This is a genomic window from Pseudogracilibacillus auburnensis (assembly GCF_003201975.1).
Classification (GTDB): Bacteria; Bacillota; Bacilli; order Bacillales; family Amphibacillaceae; genus Pseudogracilibacillus; species Pseudogracilibacillus auburnensis.
Genome location: NZ_QJJQ01000009.1, coordinates 1 through 13,337, shown reverse-complemented (window position 1 = coordinate 13,337; position 13,337 = coordinate 1). Strand labels below are relative to the sequence as shown.

13 protein-coding genes are annotated in these 13,337 nt (G+C 36.3%); 5 read left to right on the top strand and 8 right to left on the bottom strand.

All coding sequences use genetic code 11. From position 1 onward, the window contains the following. Positions 1-45: 45 nt before the first annotated feature. Genes DFR56_RS12645 through DFR56_RS12635 form a run of 3 tightly spaced genes read left to right on the top strand, consistent with a single transcriptional unit; the run spans position 46 to position 2,572 of the window. Complete coding sequence (locus tag DFR56_RS12645; protein ID WP_110395821.1) at positions 46-1,020, top strand: aliphatic sulfonate ABC transporter substrate-binding protein; 975 nt, start codon at positions 46-48, stop codon at positions 1,018-1,020. A gap of 7 nt (positions 1,021-1,027) precedes the next feature. Continuing rightward, the gene (locus DFR56_RS12640; protein WP_110395820.1) at positions 1,028-1,804 is read left to right on the top strand and encodes an ABC transporter permease subunit; all 777 of its coding nucleotides are present in this window, start codon (positions 1,028-1,030) and stop codon (positions 1,802-1,804) included. Positions 1,805-1,819: 15 nt separating this feature from the next. Further along, positions 1,820-2,572, top strand: a complete 753-nt coding sequence (locus tag DFR56_RS12635; protein ID WP_110395819.1) for an ATP-binding cassette domain-containing protein — start codon at positions 1,820-1,822, stop codon at positions 2,570-2,572. Positions 2,573-2,682: 110 nt separating this feature from the next. Here DFR56_RS12635 and DFR56_RS12630 read toward each other — a convergent pair whose 3' ends face one another. Both DFR56_RS12630 and DFR56_RS12625 read right to left on the bottom strand, forming a co-directional pair. Then, a complete protein-coding gene (locus tag DFR56_RS12630; RefSeq protein ID WP_110395818.1) occupies positions 2,683-5,742 on the bottom strand; it encodes an efflux RND transporter permease subunit in 3,060 nt (1,019 codons plus the stop codon). A gap of 2 nt (positions 5,743-5,744) precedes the next feature. Further along, positions 5,745-6,602 (bottom strand): efflux RND transporter periplasmic adaptor subunit, encoded by an 858-nt coding sequence (locus tag DFR56_RS12625; RefSeq protein ID WP_158525630.1) that lies wholly within the window; start codon positions 6,600-6,602, stop codon positions 5,745-5,747. Between the two features lie 814 nt (positions 6,603-7,416). Between DFR56_RS12625 and DFR56_RS12620 the strand changes: the two genes are divergently transcribed. Further along, positions 7,417-7,605 (top strand): YjfB family protein, encoded by a 189-nt coding sequence (locus tag DFR56_RS12620; protein WP_110395816.1) that lies wholly within the window; start codon positions 7,417-7,419, stop codon positions 7,603-7,605. Between the two features lie 68 nt (positions 7,606-7,673). Here the strand turns inward: DFR56_RS12620 and DFR56_RS12615 are convergent, their stop codons facing one another. The 6 genes from DFR56_RS12615 to mreB all read right to left on the bottom strand — a co-directional run bounded on the left by DFR56_RS12615 (position 7,674) and on the right by mreB (position 12,117). Then, positions 7,674-7,949, bottom strand: coding sequence for a hypothetical protein (locus DFR56_RS12615; protein WP_110395815.1), 276 nt, complete (start codon positions 7,947-7,949; stop codon positions 7,674-7,676). 350 nt (positions 7,950-8,299) lie between these two features. Next, positions 8,300-8,722 carry a 3-hydroxyacyl-ACP dehydratase FabZ gene (fabZ, locus tag DFR56_RS12610; RefSeq protein ID WP_110395814.1) on the bottom strand — a complete coding sequence of 141 codons (423 nt, stop codon included), beginning with the start codon at positions 8,720-8,722 and terminating at the stop codon, positions 8,300-8,302. A gap of 190 nt (positions 8,723-8,912) precedes the next feature. Further along, positions 8,913-9,173 carry a DNA-directed RNA polymerase subunit beta gene (locus DFR56_RS12605; protein ID WP_110395813.1) on the bottom strand — a complete coding sequence of 87 codons (261 nt, stop codon included), beginning with the start codon at positions 9,171-9,173 and terminating at the stop codon, positions 8,913-8,915. 147 nt (positions 9,174-9,320) lie between these two features. Next, positions 9,321-10,148 (bottom strand): flagellar hook-basal body protein, encoded by an 828-nt coding sequence (locus tag DFR56_RS12600; RefSeq protein WP_110395812.1) that lies wholly within the window; start codon positions 10,146-10,148, stop codon positions 9,321-9,323. 12 nt (positions 10,149-10,160) lie between these two features. After that, on the bottom strand, positions 10,161-10,979 hold the full coding sequence (locus tag DFR56_RS12595; RefSeq protein ID WP_110395811.1) for a flagellar hook-basal body protein: 819 nt from the start codon (positions 10,977-10,979) through the stop codon (positions 10,161-10,163). Positions 10,980-11,115: 136 nt separating this feature from the next. Then, positions 11,116-12,117, bottom strand: a complete 1,002-nt coding sequence (gene mreB / locus DFR56_RS12590; RefSeq protein WP_110395810.1) for a rod shape-determining protein — start codon at positions 12,115-12,117, stop codon at positions 11,116-11,118. A 426-nt stretch (positions 12,118-12,543) separates the two neighbouring features. Here mreB and DFR56_RS12585 point away from each other — a divergent pair, with 426 nt between their 5' ends. Beyond that, complete coding sequence (locus DFR56_RS12585; RefSeq protein WP_110395809.1) at positions 12,544-13,140, top strand: AAA family ATPase; 597 nt, start codon at positions 12,544-12,546, stop codon at positions 13,138-13,140. The last annotated feature ends 197 nt before the right edge of the window (positions 13,141-13,337 follow it).

Below are 13,337 nucleotides of genomic sequence, written 5' to 3'. Positions count from 1 at the left end.
ATAGTAAAACTATGCGTTAAATATATTATAAAAGGAGAATAGAGCATGGTCAGAAAACTTATTTTATCAGCACTAATAGCGTTGTCATTCATAGTAGTTTCAGGCTGTGGCGAAAATAAATCCGCACAGGAAAACCAATCTAACGAAGAAAGTGAGAACGTTGTCAGGATCGGTTTTCAAAAAGGGAACACATTAAACATTCTAAAGGAAAGTGGATTTTTAGAAAAAAAGCTAGAGTCGGAAGGTTATAAGGTAGAGTGGCGTGAATTTGTTCACGGGGGAACTTTATTAGAAGGACTATTTACAGGACATATTGATTTTGGCCATGCAGCAGATGGTTCAGGAATAAGTGCGCAGGCTGGGAATAAACCTTTTGTTTACGTTGGAGCAGATTTGCCAAATCCAGAAGGTGTTGGTGTTCTCGTACATGAAAACGCTGGAATTAATTCCATTGAACAATTAAAGGGTAAGAAAATAGGAGTTCTTAAAGGTGGGAATCATCATTATTTAGCAATCTTAGCTATTGAAGATGCTGGACTAACAATTGATGATGTTGAATGGGTGTATTTGGAGGATGCTGCTCAGCAAAGAACTGCATTTGAAACGAAGAAAATTGATGCTCTTGCAACGTATGATCCATTTTTTGCTGGAGTAGAAGTTGATTTAGAAACTATTAACTTAACAGAAGGGAAAGACTACGGATATCCGAATCGGACATTTTATTATGCGAATGAAGAATTTTATAATGAACACCCTGAACTGGTTGCACTTATTTTAGAAGCAACGGATGAATCCGACCAATGGGCGAATGAAAACAAGGATGAAGTTGTCAAACTTGTTTCTAATATGTTAGGTATTGAAGAAAATATTATTGAACGTGCTGTGAATCGGAGAGAATATGCGGTTGATCAAATGGAGGAAGACATAATAAAGGCACAGCAAAAACAAGCAGATGTATATTATGAAATTGGTTTAATTCCAAATAAAATTGATATTAAAGATCGAGTTCCAAACGAATAGTGGAGGAATGAACGTGACAAATAAATTTATTACATCTTTTATACCTTGGCTTATTCCTATTATTATTGTTATCGTCTGGCAAGTTGCTGTAGCAGTGGGAGTTGTTTCAGCTCAATTATTACCAGCACCTTTCACAATTCTTACCAGCTTTTATAACTTACTTGTATCTGGCGAATTATTTTATCATATGTCAGGTAGTTTAGCGCGAGCCCTTATCGGTTTATTAATTGGTGGAGGCATTGGATTTGTTTTAGGTGTTGCAAATGGATTATCAAAGTTTTCCTATGCATTCACAGACACAACGTTACAGATGATTCGAAACATCCCGAATTTAGCTCTTGTACCACTTGTTATTATTTGGTTCGGGATAGATGAAGGTGCTAAAATATTCCTCGTTTCCATCGGAGTCATGTTTCCTATTTATATTAATACACTTCATGGTATCAAAAATATAGATCCGGGCTTTATTGAAATGGGGAAGATGTACGGTGTGAAAGGTTGGCGATTATTTAAAGAAATTTTACTTCCTGGTGCACTTCCATCCATTTTTGTCGGTCTTCGATATTCATTAGGTGTAATGTGGATGACATTAATAGTAGCTGAAACAATTGCCTCAACAAGAGGTGTTGGATATTTAGCAATGACTGCACAACAATTTATGCAGTCGGATATTATTATTATTACGATTCTTCTTTACGCTTTTTTTGGAAAAATTGCAGATATGCTTTCTCGCTGGGGAGAGAAAAGAGCTTTACGTTGGCATAAAAGTTATGTTAATAACTAATTTGGAGGGTTTCATATGGCTGTCTTAACAAAGGTTAAGAATAAAGTATATAATGAGCATGCTGTTCATATTTCATTAAAGCAAGTGGAGAAAAGTTTTAACGATAAAGTTGTTTTGAAAGATATATCACTTGAAATTGGAACTGGCGAGTTTGTGGTAATTGTCGGTAAATCAGGAAGTGGAAAAAGTACACTATTACGATTAATCAGTGGTTTAGAATATCCTACGTATGGCAATGTACTTTTTGATGATACTTCCATTGATCAATCAGCCAAAAGCGCTAAAATGATGTACCAAGATTCAAGATTATTACCTTGGAAAAAAGTAATTGATAATGTTGGCTTAGGGTTAAAAGGTAATTGGTATCCAAAGGCAAAAGAGAAATTAGAACAAGTTGGTTTACTCTCCCATCAAAATGATTGGCCTTCCACTCTTTCTGGTGGACAGCAACAACGTGTTGCTTTAGCACGTGCTTTAGTTCATAACCCTTCACTTTTATTATTAGATGAACCAATGAGTGCATTAGATGCATTTACTAGACTAGAAATGCAAAATTTAATTGAAAACCTATGGATTAAACAAAGATTTACCGCATTATTAGTAACACACGATGTTAGAGAGGCTGTCAAATTAGGAGATCGTATCATTTTAATTGAAGATGGTTTCATTACTCTTGATATTAAAAATCCAATAAGCCGACCACGAAGCCTGACAAACTCACAGTTTTCTAAAATAGAAAAACAAGTGTTGGATCGAATAATGAATTAGCATGAATGAACTATAGAAACGTATCCTATCAAAATAAGACTAAAAACTAATCATATGAAAAAGGCCTGTATTGAGGTACTATCTTGCTCAATACAGGCCCTTATTTATATTCAAATATTACTTTTTCTACGCAAAACCTTCTTCGTCAAATCATCAAAATAGGTATACACAACCGGGATAAGTAATAAGGTGAAAATACTTGATACTGTTAGCCCGAATATTATTGTAATAGCTAGTGGCTGTTGCATTTCCGCACCTTCACCAAGAGCGAGACCTAGTGGAATCATGGCAAGTACTGTCGTTAATGTCGTCATCAATATTGGACGCAGACGACTCCTACCCGCTTCTACTATTGCTTCATACCGATCTAAGCCACGTCTTCTTAATATATTAATGTAGTCGACGAGGACGATCGAGTTGTTCACAACAATTCCCGCGAGCATGATGATTCCAATAAAGGCGGGGATACTAAACGATAACCCACTTACAAGCAAACCAAGTACGACACCGACAACGGTTGCTGGCATAGAAAACATAATGATGAACGGAAATAAAAAGTTTTCAAATTGGACAGCCATTACGGCATATACTAAAAAGATGGAAAAGATAAGTGCCAATGTTAAATCACTAAATGATTCTGCCATATCTTCTGCCTCCCCGCCAATGGAGAAGCTATATCCTTCCGGCAAATCCATTCCCTCTAAATGAGCTTCAATATCCCGTGCCACACCGCGTAAATCACGTCCGGAAACTTCACTCGTTACATTCATTTGAGCTTGTTGGTTGTGACGAATTAATGTAACTGGCCCTTGCACTTCTTCAAATGATGCAAGTTCATTCAATGGAAGAACTGCTCCATTTGGCGCATTTATTTTCATATCTTCCAAATTGCTAATCGTTTGTCTATCTTCTTCTGGATACATAAGTGACACATCAATTTCACGACCTTCTTCACGAAAAATTGTGATCACTTGCCCGATAAAATGCATTTCAATTTGCGATTGAATTCCTTCAACGGTTAATCCGTAAAGAGCTGCTTTATCACGATCGACTTCTACTTTTAATTGTGGTACGCCCAGTGATGCTTCCGATTCAGGATTATAAACCCCGTCAATTCCTTTAATTTCTTCCACGACACGTTCACTCAGTTCCCGCAATACTTCATGTTCTGGTCCGTTTAATTGCACTTGGATTGGAGCACCCATACCAATCCCTGCTTCCATTTCACTAACGATTATCTCAGCTCCAGCAATGGATTGTAACTTTTCATCTAATTGTTGAACAAACGCAGCTGTCGATGTGTCTCGTTCGGAAGCTGGAACAAGTTGAATAGTGAAATTCGCTACATTGCCGCTTGTTGTTCCACTAGCAAAGTCCCCGCCACCTACTGTAACAAAACTAACATCTATTAGATCATCCGTTTCATGTAGGATGTCATTTACTTGAGTAATCATATCCTCTGTATGTTCTAAACTACTCCCTGGACGGGTCTCAACGCGAATTTCCATCTGTCCTTGGTCTCCCGCCGGAATGAACTCTGCACCGATCAGTGGTGTAACTGCAATACTTCCGACAATCAATAATATAGTGGTAAGGATAGACGTTTTTCTAAACTTAAGTACCTTTTTCAGTACACCAGCATAAGCGTTATTCACTCGTTCTAAGAAGCGGTCAAACCAATAACGACGCCCTTCTTCCATAGCTTTTGATAATAATTTAGAAGATAACATGGGCACAAGCGTGATCGCAACAATAAGTGATGCGAGTAATGAAAATGAAACAGTTAATGCAAGTGGTGTAAATATATCAGACGCAATTCCTTCTACATAAACAATAGGCAAAAATACGACTAATGTGGTCGTCGTTGATGCGATAACTGCTGGAGTTAATTCGGCCGCCCCTTTTGTGGCTGAATCAAATAAACTATATCCTTTTTGCCTATACGAATAAATATTCTCCAAAATGACGATCGAACTATCAACCATCATCCCGATTCCAAGTGCTAAACCACCGAGCGTTAAAATGTTTAACGTCTCTCCAGTAAAGTACATTAGTGCAAACGTTGAAATAATTGCTATTGGAATCGATAATCCAATGACAATCGTTGCACGAATACTTTTTAAAAACAAGAGTAAGACGAGAACAGATATAACGCCACCAATTAAAATATTTTGAATGACGGAATCAACCGCCTCTTGAATAAAGTCGGACGTATCGATAATGACATTCAAGTTCACATCTTCAGGCAAACTCCCGTTTATTTCAGCTAAACTTTTTTGGATGTTTTTCGCTACATCAACCGTATTAGCATCTGTCTTTTTTAGAATCGATAATACAACAGACGGTTCACCATTTACGAGTGTAAGGCTATTTGTTTTTTTAAATGTATCTGTTACTTCAGCGACATCTTGCACTTGGACCGATGCGCCAGATTCAGATTGGACAATCGTTTGTTTAATATCTGTTAATGAGGTGTATTCACCGGTGATACGAACTTGTAGATCTTGTGTACCTTTTTCAATTGTACCGACGGATGCCGATTTATTTGCACTATTAATTGCCTGAATAATTTCTTGAGTTTGAATACCATATTGCATCATGGCTGATTCATTTAAAACAAGTTGGATCTCTCTCGTTTTTGCTCCTTCTACAGTAACAGAAGCAACTCCTTCTTGTCGTTCAAAAAATGGCACGACTTCATCATCCGCAAGCTCAGTAAGGATTTCTGCGTCTTTACCAGTTAGGCCAATCCAAATGACTGGTAGTTGATCTGGACTAAACCGCATTATCTTTGGATTTCCAGCCCGCTCAGGCAAAAAGTCTTTTACTTGATCTATGCGTTCTCGAACATCAAGTAATGCTTGGTCTAAATCAGTTCCATTTTTAAACATCATTAGTACGAGTGAAGAATCTGTTTGGGATTGAGATTGAATTTGTTCTATCCCTTCTATCGAACTAATCGATGATTCAATTGGTTTGGAAATAAGATTTTCAACCTCTTCCGGTGCAGCATCTTCATATGTTGTTGCAATAACAGCTATTGGTAAATCAATTTTAGGGAATAAATCAACAGCTAAATTCCGAACTGAAACAATTCCGAGGGCAATAATCGCTAAGACGATCATGATGACTCCGACAGGTCTTCTAACAGATAACGAAACTAATTTCACGATTATTTACCTTCCTTTACAACTTCAACTTTACTATTGTCGGATAAAGTAAATTGCCCATTAATAATGACTTGATCCCCTTTTTTCAAGTCAGCCTTAATCGCTGTTTCTTCAGACTGTGTTTCTTTTATTTCAATTGTTATTTTTTCAGCAACATCACCGTTTACAATGTAAACAAATGATTCATCACTTTCCTTCATAATTGCCTCTGTCGGGACAATGATTGTATCTTTGACCTTTTTATCTGTGGCGACTATTTTCCCAGTCATTCCAGGTATAATATGGCGATCTTCATTATCTAATTCGGCTTCTATTAGGAATTGTCCAGTATCATTTGGCAGCGTATCAATTGCTAAAACAATTGCCTCAACATGCTGATCATCAATAAGCACTTTTATCTTATCGTCTTTTTTAAATTGATCGAGAACCGTCGGTGTTACAGTAAAAGAAATTTTTAATGTATCTAAGTCAACAATCATCATAAGCGGTTCTTCATTCGATTGAAAGGATCCTTCTTGTACATGAAGATGGGCAATTTCACCGTCATTCGGTGCATAGATTGTTTGACTTCCCATCTGTGATTTAATTGTTGCAAGGTGATTTTCTTTTTTTACTTCATCGCCATTTTCAACTTTTAAAGAAGTAATTTCTCCAGGTTGTTGCACAATAATTGGAGTTTGCTTCACTGGTGAAATCTGTCCATATATTACTTTTTCAATAATGAAATCACCTGTTTTGACTTTTGCTGTTTCCACAGGTGTAATAATTTCTTCGTTTTTATTTTCTTCTTCTGGTTCATTACAAGCTGAAAAAAGTAATAATATAAGTAGAATAAATGCAGAAAATAACAGTTTACGCATGCGATGACCTCCAAATATAAGAATTAAAAATATACCCTTTACTATCATACACCCATCAGTTGAGTTATGAAAGAATTTGGTTATGTACAATGATGAAGAAACTGGAACAATTGATGTAGAAAATTTATTACGTAAATGTCCTAACCAAAAGTTAATTATTATATGAAACCTTTGCTTATCACCTAGCATTTACCAGTGAGAACTAACGTTTCATTTCGGGAGAATTTTACTTTCCTATCTGCTAAATGAAATCAAATGCGTAAACATATTTTATTGTGGCTTGAACTTCTCATGACTAGGTCACGAGATTCTTTAAGGGGGCATACTAGGGTTACGGTATTTTTATCCAGGTTTAACCTATGTCGGTTGATTAAGATAGCTAAAGCTGTGACTCTACTGAAGCCCTGTACGACTGAAGTTGCGAGTGTTCTCGGCTAATTCATAAAAAAATATCTTGGAAAATAACCAATGGCTTGACTTGACCTTTCTATTTGCAAGTCAAATTGGTTCACCGAGGTTTTAACAAAGATGTTAGATTTGCCTTTTAATTGAATGGCTGTATGTTTCTCATAAGTTACATGTTTTTACGGGTAGGTGATTCAATTGGATGCTAAATATAGTTTAGAGTTCTTTTTATACAACTTTTTTCTATTTAGTAAATTTTTAGTTCAATGTAAAGTATGGCAAATAGTTAAGAAACAATACGTTATATGTCTAAATTATATCTGTATAGCGAATAGACTTAATTTTTTACTTAAAATTACCTAGTGCTTATGTTATGGTATGAGTATAGTCTAAAGGTAGGAGGGAAAAGATGGATATTGCAGCAATGTCGATTATTTTGAATAATAATCAGCTACGTATGGATGCAAGTCTTGCAGTAATGAATCAAACGAAGCAATTAGTGCAACAACAAGGGGAGCAATTAGTTGAAATGTTGGAGCAGTCGACAGCTCAAGCGCCTCACCCTACTCATGGAGGATTGTTTGACACTTCCATTTAAGGTATTGCCTTACAAAAAAACAATAAGAATGCCTTTGTTTTAGTAAGGGGGCATTCTTATTTTATTTGTTAACGGACATTATTATTGTTTGGTCCTAAATCATCATTTGGCCCTAAATTATCGTCCATCTGATTACGATTTAAGTTGTCGTTATTCATATCATTGTTACGATTATTGTTGTTCATATTATTGTTTCGATTTAGATCATTATTCCGATCTATATTATCATTTGTCGGCGCCTGGTTTGGAGTTTGATCATTGTTGTTATTATTATTATCTAATGGATTTGCACATCCAGTAATAAACGTAAGTGCTAACATGGCGACAAAAATTCTTTTTAACACAAATTATCCCTCCCTACATCATTTATTCCCTTTTAGCTTAACCAATTTTTTTACGGTAATACTCGATAATTGAAAATCCGTTGGTTAATATATAGGTGAAGGATGCATCAAAAAACACCTGCAACGAACAAAAGTACAAGCCGTCGCGCAGGTAATAGCACAACATGACGGAACTGCGCTGACCCTCGATCCACCCGCAAAGCCATTTGTGGCGCAAAAGACGTCCCCTATTTCTTTGAAGCAGGACATGACTATTTTTGATAAAAAATTTTCCTAGTACAAAAAAGAGAAGATCGTAGAACTGACTTTTCAACGATCTTCTCTCTAAGAAAATGAGTTTTTATTTTCTTCTATTTAATTGCAAATGTAATTTCAGCTTCACATGCTACTTCTCCATCAATAGTCGCAATTCCCTTCCCTTTTCCAATTGGTCCTTTCATCCGGATAATCTCAACTTCTAAGCGGAGCTGATCTCCAGGTTTTACCTGTCTTTTAAAACGACATTTATCAACACCAGCCAAAAAACCAATTTTTCCTTTGTTTTGCTCCATATCTAAGACAGCAATTGCCCCGACCTGAGCTAATGCTTCTAAAATTAATACACCAGGCATAACTGGATAGTCAGGAAAGTGTCCAGCGAAAAAAGGCTCGTTTGCTGAAACGTTTTTTAATCCAACGACTCGTTTTCCCGTTTCCATTTCTATGACTTTGTCCACTAACAAAAATGGATATCGATGAGGAATAATATCTTTTATTTGCTGAATATCTAACATGATTTAGCCTCTCTTTTCAACATAAATTGTATGAATAGGGTTACAAACTTACTAACACTTAGTAAAAGGGCTATGAAAGCAAATGGGAGAAAAGACGGAAATCACCTTATTTATTAAAAAACTTGCCAATAACAAATTTTTTTGTCAATCTGATGGACTTTCATCAATTAGGAAAGTCTTGATACCCAAATTATTTTTCTTTATTTATAATATCTACTATATGTTGCCACGTACTTTTTTCTAATACTTCTGTTGGAGTACCATCACCAATAACGCCATATCCAACCATTAAACCTAACACTAAACAACCTGCAAACAACAATAACACTACAATAATACGTAACCAAATTGGAAATTTACGAGTTCGCAGTTTTGTCTTACGTTTTCTTCTTGATTTTTCTTTTGTTTTCACTTCTTCATGCTTTTCTTCTCTTACTGAATTTGCTACCATCTTCAAGTCACCTTAATTCCCTATCTAACTAAGTTGTTAAATAGTTGTAAATATTCATCTTGATCTTTCTCTTAAGATCAATTAGTTTCTCACAAGACTATACCTACTTTTGACACTTAAAACAAGAAAAAACACGCTTCTTTCACTTTAACGTACTTGGTTAATTAAACCTTGCATTTGATCGACCATCGATATCGTTCTTGAGTTAAATTGATAAGACCGCTGTGCATTAATTAATTGTGTCATCTGCTCCTGGATACCGACATTTGACATTTCAAGTGCACGACTTTGTATTAAAGCAGTATTAGCTGGCGCCGCTTGAACAATAGTATCAAAATTAAGCCCTAATGCAGCTAAATTAGGTAGACGGAATAAATTATCACCTGATGCTTCTAAAATTCTTGGATTATTCATTTCTGCGATAGCAACTGTTCCAGCATATTCATTTTGCGTTCCCTGTTTAACAAAAACTTCACCATTTTCAGTTATATGAATAGAGTCAAAATTAGCTCTGAACTGAATTGGCCCATTTGCTCCGTAAACTGGATGACCATCCTTTGTTACGAGTATAACGTCCTCACCAACAGGCTGTAAGTAAAATGATCCATCACGAGTATAACGAACTTCTTGTTCTCCATTTTCTTCTACTTGAATTTGAAAAAAATGATTTTCGTTCAGTAACATCGTATCCAAATCACGGTCTGTCGTCTGAATGGAACCGAGGGATAAGTTATGATTAATTGCACCGAGCCTTGCTCCTGCTCCAACTCTAATTCCATCTGGTGTCTGCCGTCCCCGAGCATTTTCTGGATCAGATACATTATTTATTTGCTGAAAAAGTAAACTTGAAAACTCCGATTGTCTTGATTTATATCCAGCCGTTTGACTATTTGCTAGGTTATGACCAATCATATCCATTTGTTGTTGTAGTTGATTCATCGTAACAGCGGCCTGTCCCATCGCTCTAAGTGACATACATTATCCCTCCTATCCTAAACGTCCTATTTCATTTACTGCTTTTCCCATGCTCTCATCGTATGTCTTGAGTACTCGTTGATTTTGTTCAAATGTACGATATGCTTGCATCATTTCTGTCATCGCTTGTAATGGATTGACATTTGAACTTTCTAATGTTTGTTGTAACACAGAAAAATTTGCACCTGCTGTTGCTGGATCTTCTGCCTCAACGCCTGCTTCGTCCGCGCTAAGTAAATTCCCTTCTTTTACTAAGTCATTCGCATTTGCAATATAAACAATTCCAAGCAAAGCATTTCCATCCTCAAATTGCACCATTCCATTTGTTGTAACGACAAAGTCAAGTCCGTTTGTTTGGATTGGATTACCTGCCTGATCTAGCACATAATGGCCTTCATTTGTCGTCAAGAATCCCTCGCCATCAACTGTAAAGTTACCGTTTCGCGTATAACGAATGTCACCATTATCATTTGCAACAGAGAAAAAGATACCTCCCGTTTCTTCGGGTTTTTCTCCATCTACAATGGCAAGATCCGTTATCATACCAGTTTCCCTAATTGGACCTTGTTGGAAGTTCGGAATGGACTCTTGTGCATAAACTCCTGTGCTTAAGCTACCAATTGTTCGATTTTCTTTTAGTTGGAGCCCATTAGTTGTTGGCACTGATTTTGTCCCCATTTGCTTCATAAGTAATTCAGGAAAAGAGCGCAATGTAGCCTGATCTGCTTTAAAACCAGGTGTGTTCACATTCGCTAAATTATTGGAAATCATTTCTTGATTACGTTGTTGTGCAATCATTCCACTTGCTGCAGTATAAAATCCTCGTAACAAGTGAATCACCCTTTCTTGAACTAATTATTTTCACATGCAATTTGCTTGTTATATTGTAATGTTTGATTAGCATTGTTATGATAATGTGTTTTTTATATTGTTTTGTATCATTTGAATGATGAAAATAAATGTTCGATTAACCAATTTTTACTTTATCAATTTTGTCGATGTTCGATAGCATTATTCCTGTCCCTTTTGCTACACAATTCATAGGCTCTTCCGCAATTAATACAGGAACTTTCAACTCTTCTGCAAGTAATTGATCTATTCCATGAATCATTGCGCCACCGCCTGTTAAAATAACACCGCGATCGATAATATCTGCTGATAATTCTGGTGGTGTACGCTCAAGAACTGATTTAGCCGCTTGAACAATTAGGGAAACAGACTCACGGAGTGCTTCCTCAATCTCTTCTGAATGAACAGTAATCGTGCGTGGTAAACCACTTACCATATCACGTCCACGAATATCAATTTGCTCGTTTCGCGCACCTTTAAAGGCTGTTCCAACTGTAATCTTAATATCTTCTGCCGTCCGTTCACCGATAAGTAATTTGTATTTTTGCTTAATATAATGCAAAATATCGTGATCAAAAGTGTCTCCAGCAAGTTTAATTGATTCTGCTGTTACAATATCACCCATAGATAATACCGCAACATCTGTCGTTCCTCCGCCGATATCAATTACCATATTCCCGCTCGGTTGGAAAATTTCCATTCCCGCACCAATCGCTGCTACTTTTGGCTCTTCTTCCAAATACACTTTTCGACCACCAGACTTTTCAGCTGCTTCCTTAATCGCTTTTTGCTCTACTTTCGTAATATTTGTCGGGCAACAAATTAGCATTCTTGGCTTCGATAAGAACCCACGAACATTAATTTTAGTAATAAAATGTTTTAGCATCGCTTCCGTTACATCAAAATCTGCAATGACACCGTCTTTTAATGGTCGAATCGCTTCAATATTTCCTGGTGTTCTCCCAACCATAAGATAAGCTTCCTCACCAACTGCTAGTACCTTACCTTGCGTCCGGTCCATCGCAACAACAGCTGGCTCATTTAATACAATTCCTTTCCCTTTTACATGAATCAAAACATTCGCTGTTCCAAGGTCTATTCCAATATCTCTCGAAAACATTAATCCTTAGTCCTCCTAACACAGATCGATCACAATTTCACGCCTGTAAAATGATGTACTTCTAACATTACATTCTACCACAAAGTTATACAATATACTGCAAAAACTATAATAAAAATCAACTTATTTGAATTTTTTGTCACACATAGGGTAAAGTGCCTAGGTAGATGGTTCCCATCATTGATTTATGCCCTTTTATTCATCTTTGCGTCTGGTGGAAAATTAAGTAAAACAACAGTACCATAGATGTATAAACCAAATACGAGTGATATGTTGTGGGAAAATTAAAATAATCTAATATCGTAAAAGGTTTTGACATACTGGAAAAAGATATTTATAGTGATGACTTACGCTGTGTCAAGTCTTCGAATTATGATGTGGAATAATTTAACAGATGAACGTCATTAAAAGAAACAGGTGATTTAATTGATTATTTGGGTTAATGGTGCTTTTGGTTCGGGAAAAACTCAGGCTTCATACGAATTACATAGAAGAATCCCTAATTCATTTGTGTATGATCCAGAAAACATTGGTTTTTTTATAGGTAAGAATATGCCAAAAGAAATTTATAAGGGAGATTTCCAAGATTATTGTGTCTGGCGTGAGTTAAATTACATCCTTTTGAACTATATGGAAAACGAATATGATGGAGTTATCATTGTGCCAATGACCATAGTCAATCCTCATTATTTTGAAGAAATCGTTGGTAAACTAAGAAACGATAAAGTGATAGTTAAACATTTTGTGCTATGGGCTTCCAAGGAAACTTTACAGAAGAGATTACGCAGTAGAGGAGAGGGAAAGAATTCCTGGGGGGCACAACAAATAGATAGATGTATGCAAGGGTTATCAAATAATATTTTTCAACATCGAATTGATACGGAAAATATGACAATTGAAAGGGTAGCAGAAACAATTGCCTCCATGTCTGACATTCATTTACTACCCGACAACAGAAATAAGTTATGGAAACGATTGGACAGAATTAAAACACAACTAAAACATATTCGATTTTTAAGCTAGTTAAGCAATTTTATTCCATAAATAGTTCATTAGTTAAGTGAAGCTTTTGAACCTCTCCTGACTAAAGTCACGAGATTCTTGGGAACAGAGCATACTTGAGAGTGGTGGCATACACTACCCACAGTGGTTTCTCTTATACACCAAGCTATCTCCGTAGTTCCTACGGTTGATGATTATTTCTTTTTTACGTTAGGGAT

What these genes read in the sequence shown, in the direction of transcription:
- DFR56_RS12645 (WP_110395821.1), top strand. Translation starts at nt 46, where the DNA reads ATGGTCAGAAAACTTATTTTATCAGCACTAATAGCGTTGTCATTCATA.
- DFR56_RS12640 (WP_110395820.1), top strand. Translation starts at nt 1,028, where the DNA reads ATGAACGTGACAAATAAATTTATTACATCTTTTATACCTTGGCTTATT.
- DFR56_RS12635 (WP_110395819.1), top strand. Translation starts at nt 1,820, where the DNA reads ATGGCTGTCTTAACAAAGGTTAAGAATAAAGTATATAATGAGCATGCT.
- DFR56_RS12625 (WP_158525630.1), bottom strand. Translation starts at nt 6,602, where the DNA reads ATGCGTAAACTGTTATTTTCTGCATTTATTCTACTTATATTATTACTT.
- DFR56_RS12620 (WP_110395816.1), top strand. Translation starts at nt 7,417, where the DNA reads ATGGATATTGCAGCAATGTCGATTATTTTGAATAATAATCAGCTACGT.
- fabZ (WP_110395814.1), bottom strand. Translation starts at nt 8,722, where the DNA reads ATGTTAGATATTCAGCAAATAAAAGATATTATTCCTCATCGATATCCA.
- DFR56_RS12605 (WP_110395813.1), bottom strand. Translation starts at nt 9,173, where the DNA reads ATGGTAGCAAATTCAGTAAGAGAAGAAAAGCATGAAGAAGTGAAAACA.
- DFR56_RS12600 (WP_110395812.1), bottom strand. Translation starts at nt 10,148, where the DNA reads ATGTCACTTAGAGCGATGGGACAGGCCGCTGTTACGATGAATCAACTA.
- mreB (WP_110395810.1), bottom strand. Translation starts at nt 12,117, where the DNA reads ATGTTTTCGAGAGATATTGGAATAGACCTTGGAACAGCGAATGTTTTG.